We start from the raw sequence: 20,234 nt of genomic DNA on the forward strand, positions 1-20,234 counted from the left end.
CTTTCCGGTCACAGCACTAGTCGGCCGGGAGACCGCGCAGCGCGGCCGTCGCCGCCACCGCCAGGCGCGGGTGGGCCTGGGCGCGGGTGAGGAGCTCGCGGGCCCGGGGGTCGCCGAGGGCGCCGAGGCCCTCGACGCAGGCCAGGGCGACCCGCCAGTACGGGTCGTGCGGGGACAGCAGCCGGGACAGCGTCGCCATCAGCGCGGGGGCCGATTCCGGGGCGCGCAGGGCGGTGAGCAGCCGGACCGGCTGGAGGGCGTAGGCCGTGCGCAGGCCGTTGGTGGCGAGGGCCGCGGCCGCGCGGGCGGTGCGGGGGTCGCCGAGCGCGGCCAGCGCCTCGGCGGCGGCCGCGCAGCGCGGCGGGTCGCGGTGGTTGAGCAGCAGCACCAGGGACTCGAAGGCGCGGCGGTCGCCCGCCAGCCCCAGGCGGTAGGCGGCCAGTTCCCGGGCCCACAGGGGCAGGCCGGCCGAGGTCAGGGAGGCCGCCAGGGCATCGGGGTCCGCCGCGAGGAGGACCTCGTACTCCGCACACTCCGGCGAACCCGCGGCTTCCGCCCGCAGTCGCTCCAGCACGTCGTTCACACGGCCACCCTAGGGGAGGCCGTTGATCGATGATCGATGATCGATACATTTGGGCAGTACAGGTCACATCTCCGCACTCTGGCGCGACAGTTACCGGCGAGTTACTGTCCTGGTAACACGCACGAGGACGGCCTGGTGACGCAGCCGCCTCGTGCCAGTCGGTTCTGCACCGCCCCGCACGGCGTGACCCCGGGACAGGGTTACGCCGCTTCGCCCGCCGGGCTCTTCGCCTCCGGGCTCTCTCCGTACGGCTCCGTACGGGGCCGTACCGCTTCGTACGGCCCCCTACGCCCCGGTACGCCCTCCGTGCGTTCCGCACGGCTCTTCCGTACGGCATTACGCGCGCTGTGCGCCGCGCGTCCCCAGTCGTCACCCTCTTCCACTGGAGTCCCTCGATGGACCGTCCGTCCAGTCACCCCACCCTCCAGACCATCGCCGTCGTCGGCCTCGGCACGATGGGCACCGGCATCGCCGAGGTCCTCGCCCGGGCCGGCCGCGAGGTCATCGGCATCGACGTCAGCCAGGCCGCCGCCCGCCGGGCCGCGGCCTCCCTCGCCGCCGCCACCGCCCGCTCCGTCACCCGGGAGCGCCTCACCGAGCAGGAGCGGGCGGACGTGCTCGCCCGCTTCCGTACCTACTCGGATCTGGGCGCCGCCGCCGAGGCCGACCTCGTCATCGAGGTCGTGCCAGAGTCGTACGAGCTCAAGCAGCAGGTGTTCCGCGAGCTGGACGCGATCGTCCGCCCCGACACGATCCTGGCCACCGGCACCAACGCCCTGTCGGTGACCCGTATGGCCGCGGAGTCCCAGCGCCCGGAGCGCGTGCTGGGCCTGCACTTCTTCAACCCGGCTCCGGCGATGAAGCTGGTCGAGGTCGTCTCCTGCGTCCTGACCGCCCCGTCGGCCGTCGAGGCGGTCACCGCACTGGCCCGCGAGCTCGGCAAGGAGCCCGTCTCGGTCGGCGACCGGCCCGGCTTCGTCGCCGACGGCCTGCTCTTCGGCTACCTCAACCAGGCCGCCGCCATGTACGAGGCCAAGTACGCCTCCCGCGAGGACATCGACGCGGCGATGCGGCTCGGCTGCGGCCTGCCCATGGGCCCGCTCGCGCTGCTCGACCTGATCGGCGTGGACACCGCCCGCACCGTCCTGGAGGCCATGTACACCTCCTCCGGCGACCGGCTGCACGCCCCGGCCCCGATCCTCGGTCAGCTCGCCGAGGCCGGGCTGACCGGGCAGAAGTCCGGGCGCGGCTTCTACACGTACGAGGCCCCGGGCAGCTCGGTGATCGTCCGCGACCTGCAGACCCCGCCGGACGGGGCCCTGCTCGGCGCGGGCCGCCCCGTCACCTCGGTCGGCGTGGCCGGCTCGGGCACGATGGCGAGCGGCATCGCGCAGGTCTTCGCGCAGGCCGGCTTCGCGGTGGTGCTGGCCGCCCGCAGCCACGAGAAGGCGGAGGCGGCGAAGGCCGCGATCGGCAAGTCCCTCGGCCGTGCGGTGGCCAAGGGCCGGCTGACGGACGAGGCCGCGACGCGGACGCTGGACCTGATCACCCCGGCCGGTTCGCTGGACGCCTTCGCCGAGGTGGACCTGGCCGTGGAGGCGGTGGCCGAGGACCTGGCCGTGAAGCAGGAGCTGTTCGCGGCTCTGGACAAGGTCTGCAAGCCGGGCGCCGTGCTGGCGACGACCACCTCCTCGCTGCCGGTGATCGCAGTGGCCCGCGTGACCTCGCGTCCGCAGGACGTGATCGGCATGCACTTCTTCAACCCGGCCCCGGCGATGAAGCTGGTCGAGGTGGTCCGCACGGTCCTCACGGCCGACGATGTGCACGCCACGGTCCGCGAGATCTGCGTCAAGGTGCGCAAGCACCCGGTGGACTGCGGGGACCGGGCCGGCTTCATCGTGAACGCGCTGCTGTTCCCGTACCTGAACAACGCGATCAAGATGGTCGAGCAGCACTACGCGAGCCTCGACCAGATCGACGCGGCGATGAAGCTGGGCGGCGGCTACCCGATGGGGCCCTTCGAGCTCCTCGACGTGGTCGGCCTCGATGTCTCGCTGGCCATCGAGAAGGTCCTCCACAAGGAGTTCCGCGACCCGGGCCTGGCCCCGTCCCCGCTGCTGGAGCACCTGGTGGCGGCGGGCTGCCTGGGCCGGAAGACCGGCCGCGGATTCCGTGAGCACGCCCGCCGGTAGGGGGGGTCCGGCCGATCAGGGCCGGATCAGCCCGGGTCGGCCGGCGCCGTGGATGGCAAGGCGGAGGAGGGAGTCGATGCGGAGCATCGACGACCGACGACAACGCGGCCAGGCGCGGCGCCGACCGACCCGGGCCCGGCCATGATCGGCCGGACCCCCCCTGACCCCCGGCCGGGCCAAGAGCCGGATGCGTGGGGAGGGCTCCTCGGGCCCGCCGGACCCTCACGGCGGGCAAACCCTCCCGACGAGCACTGTGTGCCCAGTGCCTGCCCTCCCCCGCATCCCTCCCCGTCCCACCCCCCTCAGGCGCGCTCACCCGCGCGAATGAAGTACTTTCGCTCTATGTCCCAGCCCGCCAAGACCTCGCCCCGCGCCTCCTCGGCCGCCGACGCCCCGGAGAGCGCGGCCGGCACCCGGGCTGCCGCTCAGCGGCTCAAGATGCGCCGCGAGCTCGCCGCGGCCGCCATGGAGCTGTTCGCGACCAAGGGGTACGAGGCGACGACGGTCGACGAGATCGCCGCGACCGCCGGGGTGGCGCGCCGGACCTTCTTCCGGCACTTCCGGTCCAAGGAAGAGGCGATCTTCCCCGACCACGACGACACCCTGACCCGCGCCGAGGCCGTCCTGGACGTGGCCCCGGCGCACGAGCACCCGCTCGACACGGTGTGCCGGGGGATCAAGGAAGTCATGAAGATGTACGCCGCCTCGCCGGCGGTGTCGGTGGAGCGCTACCGGCTGACCCGCGAGGTGCCGGCGCTGCGGGAGCGGGAGATCGCCTCGGTGGCCCGGTACGAGCGGCTGTTCACCCGCTACCTGCTGGCCCACTTCGACGAGACCGACCACCACGACGGCAACGACGATCCGCTGCTGGCCGAGGTGGCCGCCTCGGCGGTGGTGACCGCCCACAACCACGTGCTGCGGCGCTGGCTGCGGGCGGGCGGCCAGGGGGACGTGGAGGCGCAGCTGGACCACGCCTTCTCGATCGTCCGCAAGACCTTCGGTACGGGCATCGGCGCGGGCCGCACCCTGAACACGGCCGCGCCGGCCGCCCGGGCGGCGGTCCGCACGGAGGGCGAGGTGCTGGTGGCGGTGGCCCGTACGGACGCCCCGCTGGACGAGGTCATGCGGACCATCGAAGAAGCACTGCGCAACAAGTAGTCGAAAAGCAACACGCGCGACCCTCCTCACACAGGCCGCCCCGGAGACCGGGGCGGCCTTTTCTTATGCCCGACTTGCCCCTACTCGCGGGTAACTTTGATCGATCATCGCTCATCTGCGCAGGTCAATAGGCAAATGAGAGAAAGTTTTGGCACGCGGTGCCTTGTCGAGTGACACGGGGTGCCATACGTTGAATCTCGTCCGGACGTCCCCGCGGTCCACACCCACACGGTGCAGACCGCGCCCCGGATGCCTGCGTCACCAGGCCCCGCACGCCCCACCACAGGCGCGCCCGCACCACACTCGCCGGACCGACGGCACCCACCACCCGTTCCACGCACCTGCGTATCCCTCAGCGCACCCTCATCAGCGCTAGCCGGAGGCTCTACCGTGAAGGACATCCTGGACGCGATCCAGTCGCAGGCCGCTACGGCCGCCGACTTCGCGGCCCTGCCGCTCCCCGACTCGTACCGCGCGATCACCGTGCACAAGGACGAGGCGGAGATGTTCGCCGGGCTCACCACCCGCGAGAAGGACCCGCGCAAGTCCCTGCACCTGGACCAGGTCCCGGTGCCGGAACTCGGCCCGGGCGAGGCCCTGGTGGCCGTCATGGCCTCCTCGGTCAACTACAACTCCGTGTGGACCTCGATCTTCGAGCCGGTGTCCACCTTCAGCTTCCTTGAGCGCTACGGGCGCCTGTCGGAGCTCACCAAGCGCCACGACCTTCCGTACCACATCATCGGCTCCGACCTCGCGGGCGTCGTGCTGCGCACCGGCCCCGGCGTCAACGCCTGGAAGCCCGGCGACGAGGTCGTCGCGCACTGCCTCTCGGTCGAGCTGGAGTCCTCCGACGGCCACAACGACACGATGCTCGACCCCGAGCAGCGCATCTGGGGCTTCGAGACCAACTTCGGCGGCCTGGCGGAGATCGCGCTCGTCAAGTCGAACCAGCTGATGCCGAAGCCCGACCACCTGAGCTGGGAGGAGGCCGCCTCCCCCGGCCTGGTGAACTCCACCGCCTACCGCCAGCTGGTCTCGCGCAACGGCGCCGGCATGAAGCAGGGCGACAACGTCCTGATCTGGGGCGCCAGCGGCGGCCTCGGCTCCTACGCCACCCAGTTCGCCCTGGCCGGCGGCGCCAACCCCATCTGCGTGGTCTCCAGCCCCGAGAAGGCGGACATCTGCCGCGCGATGGGCGCCACCGCGGTCATCGACCGCAACGCCGAGGGCTACAAGTTCTGGAAGGACGAGCACACCCAGGACCCGAAGGAGTGGAAGCGCTTCGGCAAGCGCATCCGCGAGCTGACCGGCGGCGAGGACATCGACATCGTCTTCGAGCACCCGGGCCGCGAGACCTTCGGCGCGAGCGTCTACGTCACCCGCAAGGGCGGCACCATCACCACCTGCGCCTCGACCTCGGGCTACATGCACGAGTACGACAACCGCTACCTGTGGATGTCGCTCAAGCGGATCATCGGCTCGCACTTCGCGAACTACCGCGAGGCATGGGAGGCCAACCGCCTGATCTCGAAGGGCAAGATCCACCCCACCCTGTCGAAGGTCTACTCCCTGGAGGAGACCGGCCAGGCCGCCTACGACGTCCACCGCAACCTCCACCAGGGCAAGGTCGGCGTCCTGGCGCTGGCCCCCGAGGAGGGCCTGGGCGTCCGCGACCACGAGCTGCGTGCGACGCACCTCGAGGCCATCAACCGCTTCCGCAACGTCTGAGAAGCCCAGAGGCCAAAGGGACAGCCTGAGATGACAGAGCGCCAGAAGGACCGTCCGTGGCTCATGCGGACGTACGCCGGCCACTCCACGGCCGAGGCGTCCAACGAGTTGTACCGCCGCAACCTCGCCAAGGGCCAGACCGGCCTGTCGGTCGCGTTCGACCTGCCGACGCAGACCGGCTACGACCCCGACCACATCCTCGCCCGCGGCGAGGTGGGCCGGGTCGGGGTCCCGGTCTCCCATCTGGGCGACATGCGGCGGCTGTTCCAGGACATACCGCTGGAGCAGATGAACACCTCGATGACGATCAACGCCACCGCCATGTGGCTGCTGGCGCTCTACCAGGTGGCCGCCGAGGAGCAGGGGGCGGACGTCTCCCAGCTCCAGGGCACCACCCAGAACGACATCGTCAAGGAGTACCTCTCGCGCGGGACGCACGTCTTCCCGCCCGGGCCGTCCCTCCGCCTGACGACGGACATGATCGCGTACACGGTCAACCACATCCCGAAGTGGAACCCGATCAACATCTGCAGCTACCACCTGCAGGAGGCCGGGGCCACCCCGGTCCAGGAGATCTCGTACGCGATGTCCACGGCGATCGCCGTCCTGGACTCGGTGCGCGACTCGGGCCAGGTGCCCGAGGAGCGCTTCGGCGAGGTGGTCGCCCGTATCTCCTTCTTCGTGAACGCGGGCGTCCGCTTCATCGAGGAGATGTGCAAGATGCGCGCCTTCGGCCGCATCTGGGACCAGGTCACCCGCGAGCGCTACGGCATCGAGAACGAAAAGCAGCGCCGCTTCCGCTACGGCGTCCAGGTCAACTCCCTGGGTCTGACCGAGGCGCAGCCGGAGAACAACGTCCAGCGCATCGTGCTGGAGATGCTGGCGGTCACCCTCTCCAAGGACGCCCGGGCCCGCGCGGTCCAGCTGCCGGCCTGGAACGAGGCGCTGGGCCTGCCCCGGCCCTGGGACCAGCAGTGGTCGCTGCGCATCCAGCAGGTCCTGGCGCACGAGAGCGACCTGCTGGAGTACGAGGACATCTTCGCCGGATCCCACGTCATCGAGGCCAAAGTCGACTCCCTGGTCGCCGACTGCCTGGCCGAGATCGGCCGGATCCAGGAGATGGGCGGGGCGATGGCCGCCGTCGAGTCCGGGTACCTGAAGTCCCAGCTGGTTTCCTCGCACGCCGAGCGCCGCGCCCGGATCGAGGCCGGCGAGGACAAGATCGTCGGCGTGAACTGCTTCCAGCAGACGGAGGAGAACCCGCTCACCTCCGACCTGGACGGCGCCATCATGACGGTGGACCCGGCGGTGGAGGCGCTCACCGTCGAGCGCATCGGCCGCTGGCGGGCCGAGCGGCAGGAGTCCTCGGACCGGCAGGGGAACGGCGATCCCTTCGTCTTCCCCACCACCCAGCAGGCTCTGGAGCGCCTCAAGGAGGCCGCCGCCGGCACCGAGAACCTGATGGAGGCCACCCTGGAGTGCGCCCGGGCGGGCGTCACCACCGGCGAGTGGTCGAGCGCGCTGCGCGAGGTGTTCGGCGAGTTCCGCGCCCCGACCGGGGTCTCCTCGGCGCCGGTGGCGGTCACCGCCGAGCCCGGTACGCCGATGCACGAGGTCCGCGAGAAGGTGGCCCGTACGGCCGACGAGCTCGGCTCGGGCCGGCTGCGGCTGCTGGTCGGCAAGCCGGGCCTGGACGGGCACTCCAACGGCGCGGAGCAGATCGCCGTCCGCGCCCGCGACGCCGGCTTCGAGGTGGTCTACCAGGGCATCCGGCTGACGCCCGAGGAGATCTCCTCGGCGGCGCTGGCCGAGGACGTGCACTGCGTGGGACTGTCCATCCTGTCCGGTTCGCACAGCGCGCTCGTCCCCGACGTGCTGGAACGCCTGCGCCTGGCGGGGGCGGGCGACATCCCCGTCATCGTGGGCGGCATCATTCCGAATGCCGACGCGGTGACACTCAAGGCGGCCGGCGTGGCCGCCGTGTTCACCCCCAAGGACTTCGGCATCACGGAGATCATCGGCCGTATCGTCGACGAGATCCGCAAGGCCAACAAGCTCGATCCCATCAACAGCGCCGACAACGCTGACGTCGTTGAAAGCACGGAGGTTCCCGCATGACCACGCCCTCTTCCCCGGTCAACCGGCTCCGGCCGCGCCGCTCCTGCCTCGCGGTGCCGGGCTCCAACCCCCGGTTCCTGGAGAAGGCGCAGGGCCTGCCGGCCGACCAGGTCTTCCTGGACCTGGAGGACGCCTGCGCGCCGCTCGCCAAGGAAGGCGCCCGCCACACCATCGTGGACGCGCTGAACAACGGTGACTGGACGGGCAAGACCCGGGTCGTGCGCGTCAACGACTGGACCACCCACTGGACGTACCGCGATGTGATCACGGTCGTCGAGGGGGCCGGCCAGAACCTCGACTGCATCATGCTGCCGAAGGTCCAGGACGCCCAGCAGGTCGTCGCCCTCGACCTGCTCCTGACCCAGATCGAGAAGACCATGGGCTTCGAGGTCGGCAAGATCGGCATCGAGGCGCAGATCGAGAACGCCAAGGGCCTGGTGAACGTCGACGAGATCGCGGGCGCCTCCTCGCGGCTGGAGACCATCATCTTCGGCCCGGCCGACTTCATGGCCTCCATCAACATGAAGTCCCTGGTCGTGGGCATGCAGCCGCCCGGCTACGGCGCGGACGCCTACCACTACATCCTGATGCGGATCCTGATGGCGGCCCGTATGCACGACCTCCAGGCGATCGACGGGCCCTTCCTCCAGATCAAGAACGTGGACGGCTACCGCGAGGTCGCGGGCCGCGCCGCCGCCCTCGGCTTCGACGGCAAGTGGGTGCTGCACCCCGGCCAGGTCGACGCCGCGAACGAGGTCTTCTCTCCCTCGCAGGAGGACTACGACCACGCCGAGCTGATCCTGGACGCCTACGACTGGTGCACCTCCGAGGCCGGCGGCAAGAAGGGCTCGGCAATGCTCGGCGACGAGATGATCGACGAGGCCAGCCGCAAGATGGCCCTGGTCATCTCCGGCAAGGGCCGCGCCGCGGGCATGCAGCGCACCACCAAGTTCGAACACCCCTCGATCGAGAAGACGGCGGAGGCGTAGGGCCATGCAGTTCGGACGCACGTACGAAGAGTTCGAGGTCGGGGCGGTCTACAAGCACTGGCCCGGAAAGACGGTCACCGAGTACGACGACCACCTCTTCTGTCTGCTGACCATGAACCACCACCCGCTCCACATGGACAGCAACTACGCCGAGAACACCACCGACTTCGGCAAGAACGTCGTGGTGGGCAACTACATCTACTCCCTGCTGCTGGGCATGTCGGTCCCCGACGTCTCCGGGAAGGCCATCGCCAACCTGGAGATCGAGTCCCTGCGGCACGTGGCCCCGACCTTCCACGGCGACACGCTCTACGGCGAGACCACGGTCCTCGACAAGACCCCGTCGAAGTCGAAGAACGACCGCGGGATCGTCTACGTCGAGACCAAGGGCTACAAGCAGGACGGCACCCTCGTCTGCGTCTTCCGGCGCAAGGTGATGGTCCCGACCGAGACGTACATCAAGGAGCGCGGCGGCGAGCAGCCCGGCCGCCCGCAGCTGAAGGAACAGGGGAAGTAGCCATGGCCCGACTCGCCCAGACCGCCGGGCTGAACGACGTCCAGCGGGAGATCCTCAAGACCGTCCGCGAGTTCGTCGACAAGGAGATCATCCCGGTCGCGACCGAGCTCGAGCACCGCGACGAGTACCCGCAGCAGATCGTCGACGGCCTCAAGGAACTCGGCCTCTTCGGCCTCATGATTCCGGAGGAGTACGGCGGCCTGGGTGAGTCGCTCCTCACCTACGCCCTGTGCGTCGAGGAGATAGCGCGGGGCTGGATGTCCGTCTCGGGCATCATCAACACGCACTTCATCGTGGCGTACATGCTCAAGCAGCACGGCACGCAGGAGCAGAAGGACTACTTCCTCCCCCGCATGGCCCTGGGCGAGGTGCGCGGCGCGTTCTCGATGTCCGAGCCGGGGCTGGGCTCCGATGTGTCGGCCATCACCTCCAAGGCGGTGAAGGACGGCGACGAGTACGTCCTGAACGGCCAGAAGATGTGGCTGACGAACGGCGGCACGTCCACCCTGGTCGCGGTCCTCGTGCGCAGTGACGAAGGACACCCCGAGGGCACCGCGCCCCACAAGTCGATGACGACCTTCCTCGTGGAGAAGGAGCCGGGCTTCGGCGAGGTGCGCCCCGGCCTGACCATCCCGGGCAAGATCGACAAGATGGGCTACAAGGGCGTCGACACGACCGAGCTCATCATGGACGGACTGCGCATTCCGGCCAATCGCGTCCTCGGCGGCGAGACCGGCCGAGGGTTTTACCAAATGATGGACGGGGTCGAGGTCGGCCGCGTCAACGTGGCGGCGCGTGGTTGCGGTGTCGCTCAGCGTGCGTTCGAGCTGGGTGTCTCATATGCCCAGCAACGTCATACTTTCGGCAAGGCGATCGCCGAGCATCAGGCCATCCAGTTCAAGCTGGCCGAAATGGCTACCAAGGTCGAAGCCGCCCATGCGATGATGGTCAACGCAGCACGCAAAAAGGACTCCGGGGAACGAAACGACCTCGAAGCAGGGATGGCGAAGTACCTCGCCTCCGAGTACTGCAAGGAGGTCGTGGAGGACGCCTTCCGTATCCATGGCGGCTACGGGTTCTCGAAGGAGTACGAGATCGAGCGCCTCTACCGGGAGGCTCCGATGCTGCTGATCGGTGAAGGTACCGCCGAGATTCAGAAAATGATCATCGGGCGACGCCTGCTTGAGGAGTACCGACTCCAGGGCTGAAAGTACTTTTTGCGGCGGATCCTCCCGGGATTCGTCGCAGAAGTGTCACTGGCAGTCACTGGCCGACGGCCATCGACTCGTCTTCTGGCTTGCCCAGTTGTTGCGCGCAACCGATAGCATTCCAGTAAAGCCGCCGTCCCGTCCCCCTGTTTGCGGCGCGGCAATCACCCGCTACGAAGGTCATCCATGCCCCACAGCCAAACCTCTGCACCTCGCGACAGCCTCCTTGGCGTACGCCTCGCGCGCGGAGCATCGCCGTGGCTTCTGCCGACCGTCGCCACCGCGGCGCTCAGCCTCACCCGGGCCCGCAAGTCCGGACGCTGGGCCGCGGCGGCCGTGCCCGCCACCGCTCTCGCGGCGGGCATGCTGTGGTTCTTCCGCGACCCCGAGCGTGAGATCGCCCAGGGCCGTGTCATCTCGCCCGCCGACGGTGTGGTGCAGAGCATCATGCCGTGGAAGGACGGACGGACCCGGGTCGCGATCTTCATGAGCCCGCTGAACGTCCACGTCAACCGCGCGCCCCTCGCGGGCACGGTGACGTCCGTGGAGCACATCCCCGGCGGATTCGTCCCGGCGTTCAACAAGGAGAGCGAGAACAACGAGCGCGTTGTCTGGCACTTCGACACCGAGCTCGGTGACATCGAAATGGTGCAGATCGCCGGCGCCGTCGCCCGCCGCATCGTCCCGTACCTGCCGGCCGGCACCAAGGTGGAGCAGGGCGAACGCATCGGTCTGATCCGCTTCGGTTCGCGCGTCGACATCTACCTCCCCGAGGGCGTCGAGGTCGCGGTCGAGGTCGGTCAGGCCACCACCGCGGGGGTGACCCGAATTGACCGTGACTGACCCTGAGACTCCCGCCGCAGGCTGGGTTCCGGAGTCCGCCGAGGAGGAGTCCGCCGAGGACGACATGCCGCTGTCACTGCGGCTGTCGATAGCGGACACCCTCACCCTCGGCAACGCGACGTGCGGATTCATGGCGGTGTACTTCACCACCACCGGAATCCTCATCCCGCACCTCACCGGCAGTGGCGAGTCGGGCATGGCCCGCAGCAGCGCCGCGACGGCAGTGATACTGATGCTGCTCGCCGCGGTCTTCGACCTCTTCGACGGCATCGTGGCCCGCAAGCTGCGCAGCTCGCCGATGGGTGCGGAGCTGGACAACCTGTCCGACCTGATCAGCTTCGGCCTGGCTCCCGCGTACTTCGTGCTCGTCTACGGCATGGTCGCTGTCGACGCGCACCAGAAGATGTCGGCGCTGGCCGCGATCGTGGTGCTGCTGGCGGTGGTGCTCAGACTCGCGCGATTCAGCTGCGTGACGATGAAGGACGGCATGTTCCAGGGCATGCCGAGCCCCTTCGGCGCGCTGACGGTCGTCTCGATCGTGCTGCTGGAGCTGCCGTTCGTCCCGACGCTGCTGGCGATCATCGGGGTGGCCTGGCTGATGGTGAGCCGGGTCGAGTACCCCAAGCCGCGCGGTGTCCTCGCGGTGGCGATGCTCAGCTGGATCGTCGGGGCGATGGGGCTGCTGGCGGCCTGGGCGTTCGACGCCCCGGGCGGTCAGCTGCTGCTCCAGACCGGCTGCGCCCTGCAGATCGCTCTGGCGGCCACCATTCCGCTGTTCGCCACGACCCGTCGTGCGAACACGTTCCGGCACAACCGGCGCGAGGCGCGAGCCGCGACGCTGCGCTAGCTGTTGTGTGAGAGGGCCCCGGATGCCGATGGCATCCGGGGCCCTCTCGCATGCGGCCGCGGCCCCGCTGCCGGGGCTCCGCCCCAGACCCCGCGCCTCAAACGCCGGCGGGGCTGGATTTGCCCGCCCTGCGCATTCGGGTGCGGCTCAACGAAGTCTCGGCGGCACTTGGCAGCGGAGTCCAGCCACATCCAGTCGCGCCGGCGTTTCAGGCGCGGGGGACCGGGGGCGGAGCCCCTGGGCCTTTCAGCCTCGCCCGCGTTTGAGGCGCAGGGGGCCGGGGCGGAGCCCCTGAGCCTTTCAGCCTCGCCGCGTTTGAGGCGCAGGGGGCCGGGTGGCGCCCCCCGGGAGCGGCGCCGCGCGCCCCGGCCCCGCAGGGGGACACGGCGGGCCCGCGCTGGAGGCGACTAGGCTTGATGTCGGAAAGTCGCCAGCCGCCGACTCCTTCGCCCCCGATCCTGGAGCCATGCACACCGACACCGAGCGCTGCGTCAGAGCCGTGCAGTCGAAGGACGCCCGCTTCGACGGATGGTTCTTCACCGCCGTCCTGACCACCCGGATCTACTGCCGGCCCAGCTGCCCCGCCGTGCCGCCCAAGGTCGAGAACATGACCTTCCTGCCCAGCGCCGCCGCCTGCCAGCAGGCCGGGTTCCGGGCCTGCAAGCGGTGCCGGCCCGACACCAGCCCCGGATCCCCCGAGTGGAACGCCCGCGCCGATGCCGTCGCACGCGCGATGCGGCTGATCCAGGACGGGGTCGTGGACCGGGAGGGAGTCCCGGGGCTCGCCGCCCGCCTCGGGTACTCCGCCCGCCAGGTGGAGCGGCAGCTCAACGCCGAGCTCGGGGCCGGTCCGCTCGCCCTGGCCAGGGCCCAGCGTGCGCAGACCGCCCGGCTGCTCATCGAGACCTCCGCGCTCCCGATGGGCGATGTGGCCTTCGCCTCCGGGTTCGCTTCCATCCGCACCTTCAACGACACCGTCCGCGAGGTCTTCGCCCTCTCCCCCACCGAGCTGCGCGAGCGGTCCGTGAAGGCCGGCCTCCGCAAGGACGCCCAGCCGCGGATCCCGGGGACGATCAGCCTCCGGCTGCCGTTCCGGGCCCCGCTCAACCCCGACAACCTCTTCGGGCACCTCGCCGCGACCGCCGTCCCCGGCGTCGAGGAGTGGCGCGACGGCGCGTACCGCCGGACCCTGCGCCTCCCGTACGGCACCGGCGTGGTCGCGCTCACCCCGCAGCCCGACCACATCGGCTGCCGCCTCGCCCTGACCGACCTGCGCGACCTCACCATCGCCATCAGCCGCTGCCGCTGGATGCTCGACCTGGACGCCGACCCCGAGGCCGTGGACGAGCAGCTGCGCTCCGACCCGCTGCTGGCGCCCTTGGTGGACAAGGCTCCCGGCCGCCGGGTTCCCCGTACGGTCGACGCGCAGGAGTTCGCCGTACGGGCGGTCCTCGGCCAGCAGGTGTCCACGGCGGCGGCGCGCACGCACGCGGCCCGCCTGGTCGCCGCTCACGGAGAACCGGTCGAGGACCCGCTGGGCGGGCTGACCCGTCTCTTCCCCTCCCCTCAGGCCCTCGCCGGGCTGGACCCGGAGGCCCTGGCCCTGCCGCGCAGCCGGCGCGCCACGCTCACCACCCTGGTGTCGGCCCTCACCGACGGCTCGCTGCCGCTCGGCATCGACAGCGACTGGGAGGCGGCGCGTGCACAGCTCTCGGCGCTGCCGGGCTTCGGCCCGTGGACCACCGAGATCATCGCCATGCGGGCGCTCGGCGACCCCGACGCGTTCCTCCCGTCCGACCTCGGCGTACGGCGGTCCGCGCGGGGGCTGGGGCTGCCCTCCGCCCCCTCCGCGCTGACCGCCCGCGCGGCCGGCTGGCGGCCTTGGCGCGCGTACGCCGTGCAGTACCTGTGGGCCACCGAGGACCACGCCATCAACCACCTGCCCGTCTGAGGAGCACCAGCAATGAGCGTCAAGCAGCACACCGTCGTCGACAGCCCCTACGGCCCGCTCACCCTGGTGTCCGCGGACGGCGTCCTCAGCGGCCTCTACATGGCCGGGCAGCGTCACCGCCCGGCCGAGGAGTCCTTCGGGGAGCGGGTCGCGCCCACCGAGGAGCCCTTCCCGGCGGTGACCCGGCAGCTGACCGCGTACTTCGCCGGGGAGCTCACCGCGTTCGACCTCCCGCTCCGGCTGGAGGGCACCGACTTCCAGCGCAGGGTGTGGGACCAGCTGGTACGGATCCCCTACGGCGAGACGTGGTCGTACGGGCAGCTCGCGGCCAGGCTCGGCAAGCCGAACGCCTCGCGTGCGGTGGGTCTGGCGAACGGGAAGAACCCGATCGGGATCATCGTGCCCTGCCACCGGGTGATCGGCGCCTCGGGCGGCATGACCGGCTACGGCGGCGGCGTCGAGCGCAAGGTGCAGCTGCTGGCCTTCGAGTCCGGGAGCGGCATCCAGGGCCTGGCCTACACCACGAGCAGCGGGACGAGCAGTGCGAAGGCGGCGCCCGCCTCGACGGCGTAGCTGTAGAGCGAGGGGTGCTGGACGGGGGCGGCGAGCAGGACCACGCTCTGCTGGGCGGCGCCGGCCGCCACCCATTCGGCATCGGCGCCGAGGTTGCCCTGGTACCAGCCTTCGCAGGAGCCGGGGCCGCTGACGGCGAGGAGGTCGTCCTCGCGGCGGTAGAAGGCCTGCCACTGGGTGGCGGGCACGGACCAGCCCTCGAAATCGGTGAACCGGGCCCAGCCGCCCTCGCGTATCGCGGTGTCGAACAGCCAGACCGGCGTTCCCTCCGGGGTGACTTCGCCGCCCGCCTGCTGGTCGGTGGTGAAGTGGACCATGGGCAGGGCGTCAGGCCCGTCGGCGGTGCTGGGCCAGGCGTACATCGTGATCATCAGCTGATTCTGTCCTGCTCGGAGTAAGCCCGGTGTTACGGGCTGGATCTTACGAGGAGGGCGGGCGCCGGCCGTTCTCCAGCTCCGCGGTTCCCTCTCCGGACAGGAGGACCCGGTAGGCCTCTTGGGTGCGCAGCCCGAGCGCTCCGGGGAGGTACGCGGTGAGTTCGGCGGGCTCGACCAGCCGCCAGGAGATCAGCTCCTCCTCCTGGAGCCTGATGGAGGCGAGCTGTTCGGCGTCCAGCACCCCGCCGTCGTAGAGGTAGGCGACGAGCGGCGGGCGGGCCGCGTCGAGGGTCCAGTCGACGGCGAGGAGCCGGCCGAGCGGTACGTCGATGCCGATCTCCTCGGCGCTCTCGCGGCGGGCGGCCGTACGCGGTGACTCGCCCCGGTCCGACTCGATCGTGCCGCCCGGCAGGGCCCAGCCCGCGCGGTAGTCGGGCTCGACGAGCAGGACCCGGCCCTCGGCGTCCCGGTAGAGGGCGGCCGCGCCGGCCAGCACCCGGGGCAGGCTCGCGATGTACGTGGCGTAGTCATCCGTGGTGGTCACCGGGCCACCCTACCGAGGGTCAGGCGTCGGAACCGCCGGGATTGCCGGGGCCGCCGGGGCCGCGGGGCCGCCCTCGCGGTCCCGAGGAGTAGGGGGGCGACGGCGGGGGCCCGCCGGGGGAATCCGGACGTGGCTGTTCCAGTGAATCCGCGACCATGCGGCCACACTATGCAGGCGTATATCCCCATTTAGGGGCATGCCGCGTCCGGTGTGTGCCAGGCCACGCATGGGCATAGGAGGATCCTCCGGATAGGCTCAGGGGGGCGCGACTGCACTGTTCGATAGCAAGGGATTAGCAAGGTGACGGACGGAGCAGTAACTGAGACCGCGCGCGTGCTCATCGCCGCGGACAAATTCAAGGGCTCGCTCACGGCCGTTCAGGTCGCGGAGCGGGTGACGGCCGGCCTTCGCAAGGCCGTACCGGGCGTGGAGATCGAGACCCTCCCCGTCGCGGACGGCGGCGACGGCACGGTCGCGGCCGCTGTGGCGGCCGGTTTCGAACGCCGGGAGGTACGGGTCACCGGGCCCCTCGGCGACCAGGTCACGGCCGCTTTCGCCCTGCGCGACGGCACCGCCGTGGTCGAGATGGCGGAGGCCTCCGGGCTGCAGCTGCTGCCGCCGGGCACCTTCGCCCCGCTGACGGCCACCACGTACGGCTCGGGCGAGCTGCTGAAGGCCGCGCTGGACGCGGGTGCGCGCTCGATCGTCTTCGGCGTGGGCGGCAGCGCCACCACGGACGGCGGCGCGGGCATGCTGGCGGCGCTCGGCGCGGTGTTCCTCGATGCGGACGGTGAACCGGTCGGCCCGGGCGGCGGCGCACTGGCGTCCCTGGCCTCGGCGGACCTGTCCGGGATCGACCCGCGCTTCGCGGACGTGGAGTTCGTGCTGGCGAGCGACGTGGACAACCCGCTGACGGGCCCGAAGGGCGCCCCGGCGGTCTACGGCCCGCAGAAGGGGGCGTCGCCCCAGGACGTGGCGACGCTGGACGCCGCGCTGGCGCACTTCGCGGTGGTGCTGGAGAAGTCGATCGGCCCGAAGGCCGCCGAGTGCGCGGTGCTGCCGGGTGCGGGCGGCGCGGGCGGCATCGGCTACGGGGCGCTGCTCCTCGGTGCCACGTTCCGCCCCGGGATCGAGCTGATGCTGGAGGTGCTGGGCTTCGCGCCGGCGCTGGAGCGGGCCACGCTGGTCATCACCGGTGAGGGCTCGCTGGACGAGCAGACGCTGCACGGCAAGGCCCCGGCGGGTGTCGCGGCCGCCGCGCGCGCCGCGGGCAAGCCGGTGGTGGCGGTCTGCGGGCGGCTGCTGCTGAGCCAGGAGGCCCTGGAGGCGGCCGGCATCCGCCACGCGTACCCCCTGACGGACCTGGAGCCCGACCCGGCCAAGTCCATCCCGAACGCGGGTCCCCTGCTGGAGCGGGTCGCGGCCGGCATCGCCGCCGACGTCCTCTGACCCCGGCAACCCTGAGGCCCGGTACCCCGCGTGGGGGTACCGGGCCTCATCCGTTCCCGCCGCTGCCCCGAGGCTCGCGCTTGCCGGGGTGCGGGGCGGCGCCCCGGTTCTTGAGCCGCGCGGACGCACCCAGCCGCGCCACATCCAGCCCCGCCGGCGCTTGAGGGGCGGGGGGCGGGGGCGGCGCCCCAGGGAGCGGGAGCGCGGGCGGCCGCCCCGGCAGCCACTCCCAAACCCACTGGACAGTGTTAGAAATGGCTCATGACCGGACGATTTGATCGTCAGCCGACCGGATGGGGCCCGCGACTGCGCGCGCGCCTGTCCCAGGGGCTGCGCAGTGTCGCCGGTCAGGTCTTCGCCCTCCAGGCGGTGATCGTGCTGCTGCTGATCACGGCGGCCGCCGTGGCCCTGGTGGTCCAGGCCCGCTACGACAGCACGCGCGAAGCGCGAAACCGCTCGCTCGCTGCCGCCGAGGCCTTCGCGCACGCCCCCGGCCTCCCCGCGGCGCTGAAGTCGGCGGACCCCACCGCCAAGCTCCAGCCGCTGGCCGATGCCGCCCGGCGGGCCTCGGGCGTCGACTTCATCGCCGTGATGACCACCGACGGCATCCGGTACACCGACTCGCGGCCCGAGCTGATCGGCCAGCGGGCCACCGGCGACCTGGCCCGCGCCGCCGCCGGGGAGTCGTTCACCGAGAGCTTCAGGGGCGAGCCGAGCGACGCGGTGCGGGCCGTCGTGCCCGTACGGGACGCCAGTGGCGCCGTCGTCGGCCTGGTCGGCACCGGCATCGAGGTGGTCAACGTCACCGACGCGGTCGCGGACCAGTTCCCGCTGCTCCTCGGCGCCGCCGGCGGCGCCCTGCTGCTCGGCACCGGCGGCGCGGCCCTGGTCAGCAAGCGGCTGCGGCGCCAGACCCACGGCTGGGGCGTCGCCGAGATGACCCGCATGAACGAACACCACGAGGCCGTCCTGCACGCCGTACGCGAGGGCGTGCTCATCATCGGCGCCGACCGCCGGCTGCTCCTGGCCAACGACGAGGCCCGCCGGCTGCTCGACCTGCCGTCCGACGCCGAACAGCGGCACGTCGGCGATCTCGGCCTCGACCCGCGCACCGCCGAGCTGCTCGCCTCGGGCCGGTCCGCGACGGACGAGGTGCACCTGGCGGGCGACCGGCTGCTCGCGGTCAACGTCCGCCCCACCAAGCCGTACGCGGGCCAGCCCTCGGGCACCGTCATGACCCTGCGCGACACCACCGAGCTCGCCGCGCTCTCCGGCCGGGCCGAGGTGGCCCGCGAGCGGCTCCAGATGCTCTACGACGCGGGCGTGCGGATCGGGACGACCCTGGACGTGGTCCGCACCGCCGAGGAGCTGTCGGAGGTCGCCGTGCCGCGCTTCGCCGACTTCGTCACCGTGGAGCTGCTGGATCCGGTGCTGCGCGGCGACGAGCCCTCGGCGGCCGACGGCGTGTACAGCGAGATGCGGCGGGCGGCCATGACGGCTGTCCGCACCGACCACCCGCTCCAGCCGGTCGGCGACATCATCCGGTTCGAGGTGCCGACGGCGCCGATGGCGTCGGCCCTGGCCGCCGGGCACGCGGTGCTCGCGGCCGACCTGCACGCCGCGATGGGCTGGCGGGCCCAGGATGCCGGCGGGACCCATGTCGCCCTGGACTACGGGCTGCACTCGCTGATCTCCGTACCGCTCCAGGCCCGTGGCGTGGTGCTGGGCATGGCGAACTTCTGGCGGGCCGCCGACACCCCGGAGTCCTTCGACGAGGAGGACCTGTCCTTCGCAGAGGAGCTGGGGGCGCGCGCGGCCGTCTCCATCGACAACGCCCGGCGCTTCACGCGCGAGCACGCGACGGCCGTGGCCCTCCAGCGCAGCCTGCTGCCGCGGGTGCTGCCCGACCAGACCGCCGTGGAGGTCGCCTTCCGCTACCTGCCGGCGAAAGCGGGGGTGGGAGGGGACTGGTTCGACGTGATCGCGCTGCCGGGTGCGCGGGTGGCGCTGGTCGTCGGCGACGTCGTCGGGCACGGGGTGCACGCCGCGGCCACGATGGGGCGGCTGCGGACCGCCGTGCACAACTTCTCCACCCTGGACCTGCCGCCGGACGAACTGCTCGGGCACCTGGACGAGCTGATCAACCGGATCGACCAGGACGAGACCGGGGACCGCGGCGGCGACGAGGAGGGCGCCGCCGACGGGGTGGACGGCGCCGCCGGGATCACCGGCGCCACCTGCCTGTACGCGGTCTACGACCCGGTGTCCGGGCGGTGCGTGATGGCCAGCGCCGGGCACCCCGGGCCGGCGCTGGTCAGCGAGGGCGGGGTGGTGGAGTTCCCCGAGCTGCCGGCCGGGCTCCCGCTGGGCGTGGGCGGCATGCCCTTCGAGGCCACCGAGCTCCAGCTGCCCGAGGGGAGCCGCCTCGTGCTGTTCACCGACGGCCTGGTGGAGGACCGCCACCGGGACTACGACGCCGGCGTGACCCTGCTCGCCGAGACCTTGTCCCGGCCCGGCCGCAGCCCCGAACAGGCCTGCGCGGACGTGCTCGCCTCGCTGCTGTACCCGGTGCAGAGCGACGACATCGCCCTGCTGATCGCCGACACCCGGCTGCTGGAGCGGGACCGGATCGCGGAGTGGGAGGTGCCGGGCGACCCCTCGGCCGTGTCGCGGGTGCGCAACGCCGGGGCCGCACAGCTGATGGCCTGGGGTCTGGAGGACATCTCCTTCACCACCGAGCTGATCCTCAGCGAGCTGATCACCAACGCCATCCGGTACGGGAGCGCGCCCGTCCGTGTACGGCTGCTGCGCGACCGCAGCCTGATCTGCGAGGTCTCCGACGGCAGCAGCACCGCCCCGCACCTGCGGTACGCGGCCACCACCGACGAGGGCGGCCGCGGGCTGTTCCTCGTCGCGCAGTACTCCGAACGGTGGGGCACCCGCTACACGGAGCGCGGCAAGGTCATCTGGGCGGAGCTGCCGCTGACCGGGGGCGCCGAGCCGCCGGCGCGGGTTCCGCTGGACTTGGACGAGCTGGAGGACCTGGCCTGGTGAGCCGGTCGCCGCACGGCCCCGGCCGTGGGCGTACGGGTCACACACGGGACGGGTCACACACGCGTCTGGTCACACGGGACAGGTCACACGGGCCGGGTCACAC

General features: G+C 71.4%; 16 protein-coding genes. 13 read left to right on the forward strand and 3 right to left on the reverse strand.

The window, feature by feature from the left end:
- Nucleotides 1-16 precede the first annotated feature (16 nt).
- The gene (locus tag J7E94_RS23350) at nucleotides 17-583 is read right to left on the reverse strand and encodes an adenylosuccinate lyase (RefSeq protein WP_215018549.1); all 567 of its coding nucleotides are present in this window, start codon (nucleotides 581-583) and stop codon (nucleotides 17-19) included.
- Between the two features lie 395 nt (nucleotides 584-978).
- On the opposite strand from J7E94_RS23350, the gene J7E94_RS23355 reads away from it, so the two are divergent.
- From J7E94_RS23355 to J7E94_RS23405, 11 genes are all read left to right on the forward strand, one after another.
- The gene (locus J7E94_RS23355) at nucleotides 979-2,775 is read left to right on the forward strand and encodes a 3-hydroxyacyl-CoA dehydrogenase family protein (protein WP_215018551.1); all 1,797 of its coding nucleotides are present in this window, start codon (nucleotides 979-981) and stop codon (nucleotides 2,773-2,775) included.
- A 342-nt stretch (nucleotides 2,776-3,117) separates the two neighbouring features.
- The gene (locus J7E94_RS23360) at nucleotides 3,118-3,933 is read left to right on the forward strand and encodes a TetR family transcriptional regulator (protein WP_215018553.1); all 816 of its coding nucleotides are present in this window, start codon (nucleotides 3,118-3,120) and stop codon (nucleotides 3,931-3,933) included.
- A 390-nt stretch (nucleotides 3,934-4,323) separates the two neighbouring features.
- Nucleotides 4,324-5,661 (forward strand): crotonyl-CoA carboxylase/reductase, encoded by a 1,338-nt coding sequence (ccrA, locus tag J7E94_RS23365; protein ID WP_215018554.1) that lies wholly within the window; start codon nucleotides 4,324-4,326, stop codon nucleotides 5,659-5,661.
- 30 nt (nucleotides 5,662-5,691) lie between these two features.
- A complete protein-coding gene (locus tag J7E94_RS23370; protein ID WP_215018556.1) occupies nucleotides 5,692-7,779 on the forward strand; it encodes a protein meaA in 2,088 nt (695 codons plus the stop codon).
- Nucleotides 7,776-8,768: a CoA ester lyase gene (locus J7E94_RS23375; RefSeq protein WP_215018558.1), complete on the forward strand. Its 993-nt coding sequence runs from the start codon at nucleotides 7,776-7,778 to the stop codon at nucleotides 8,766-8,768. The genes J7E94_RS23370 and J7E94_RS23375 overlap by 4 nt, the downstream gene beginning before the upstream one ends.
- 4 nt (nucleotides 8,769-8,772) lie before the next feature.
- On the forward strand, nucleotides 8,773-9,285 hold the full coding sequence (locus J7E94_RS23380) for a MaoC family dehydratase (protein WP_215018560.1): 513 nt from the start codon (nucleotides 8,773-8,775) through the stop codon (nucleotides 9,283-9,285).
- 2 nt (nucleotides 9,286-9,287) lie between these two features.
- Nucleotides 9,288-10,493: an acyl-CoA dehydrogenase family protein gene (locus tag J7E94_RS23385; RefSeq protein ID WP_215018562.1), complete on the forward strand. Its 1,206-nt coding sequence runs from the start codon at nucleotides 9,288-9,290 to the stop codon at nucleotides 10,491-10,493.
- A gap of 186 nt (nucleotides 10,494-10,679) precedes the next feature.
- Nucleotides 10,680-11,336, forward strand: coding sequence for a phosphatidylserine decarboxylase (locus J7E94_RS23390; protein WP_030010161.1), 657 nt, complete (start codon nucleotides 10,680-10,682; stop codon nucleotides 11,334-11,336).
- A gap of 64 nt (nucleotides 11,337-11,400) precedes the next feature.
- On the forward strand, nucleotides 11,401-12,183 hold the full coding sequence (gene pssA, locus J7E94_RS23395; RefSeq protein ID WP_374224490.1) for a CDP-diacylglycerol--serine O-phosphatidyltransferase: 783 nt from the start codon (nucleotides 11,401-11,403) through the stop codon (nucleotides 12,181-12,183).
- Between the two features lie 466 nt (nucleotides 12,184-12,649).
- Nucleotides 12,650-14,134 carry an AlkA N-terminal domain-containing protein gene (locus tag J7E94_RS23400; RefSeq protein WP_215018566.1) on the forward strand — a complete coding sequence of 495 codons (1,485 nt, stop codon included), beginning with the start codon at nucleotides 12,650-12,652 and terminating at the stop codon, nucleotides 14,132-14,134.
- A 12-nt stretch (nucleotides 14,135-14,146) separates the two neighbouring features.
- Nucleotides 14,147-14,707 (forward strand): methylated-DNA--[protein]-cysteine S-methyltransferase, encoded by a 561-nt coding sequence (locus J7E94_RS23405; RefSeq protein WP_215018568.1) that lies wholly within the window; start codon nucleotides 14,147-14,149, stop codon nucleotides 14,705-14,707.
- On the opposite strand, the gene J7E94_RS23410 is transcribed toward J7E94_RS23405, so the two are convergent.
- Entirely contained in the window at nucleotides 14,650-15,078 is a 429-nt protein-coding gene (locus J7E94_RS23410) for a hypothetical protein (protein ID WP_215018570.1), read from the reverse strand. The two genes, J7E94_RS23405 and J7E94_RS23410, sit on opposite strands and share 58 nt — an antisense overlap.
- Before the next feature lie 49 nt (nucleotides 15,079-15,127).
- Nucleotides 15,128-15,628: an NUDIX hydrolase gene (locus J7E94_RS23415; protein ID WP_215018572.1), complete on the reverse strand. Its 501-nt coding sequence runs from the start codon at nucleotides 15,626-15,628 to the stop codon at nucleotides 15,128-15,130.
- Nucleotides 15,629-15,928: 300 nt separating this feature from the next.
- Between J7E94_RS23415 and J7E94_RS23420 the strand changes: the two genes are divergently transcribed.
- Both J7E94_RS23420 and J7E94_RS23425 read left to right on the forward strand, forming a co-directional pair.
- Nucleotides 15,929-17,077, forward strand: coding sequence for a glycerate kinase (locus tag J7E94_RS23420; protein ID WP_215018574.1), 1,149 nt, complete (start codon nucleotides 15,929-15,931; stop codon nucleotides 17,075-17,077).
- Between the two features lie 261 nt (nucleotides 17,078-17,338).
- On the forward strand, nucleotides 17,339-20,131 hold the full coding sequence (locus J7E94_RS23425) for a SpoIIE family protein phosphatase (RefSeq protein WP_215018576.1): 2,793 nt from the start codon (nucleotides 17,339-17,341) through the stop codon (nucleotides 20,129-20,131).
- The last annotated feature ends 103 nt before the right edge of the window (nucleotides 20,132-20,234 follow it).

Source organism: Streptomyces sp. ISL-94, assembly GCF_018614075.1.
GTDB lineage: Bacteria > Actinomycetota > Actinomycetes > Streptomycetales > Streptomycetaceae > Streptomyces.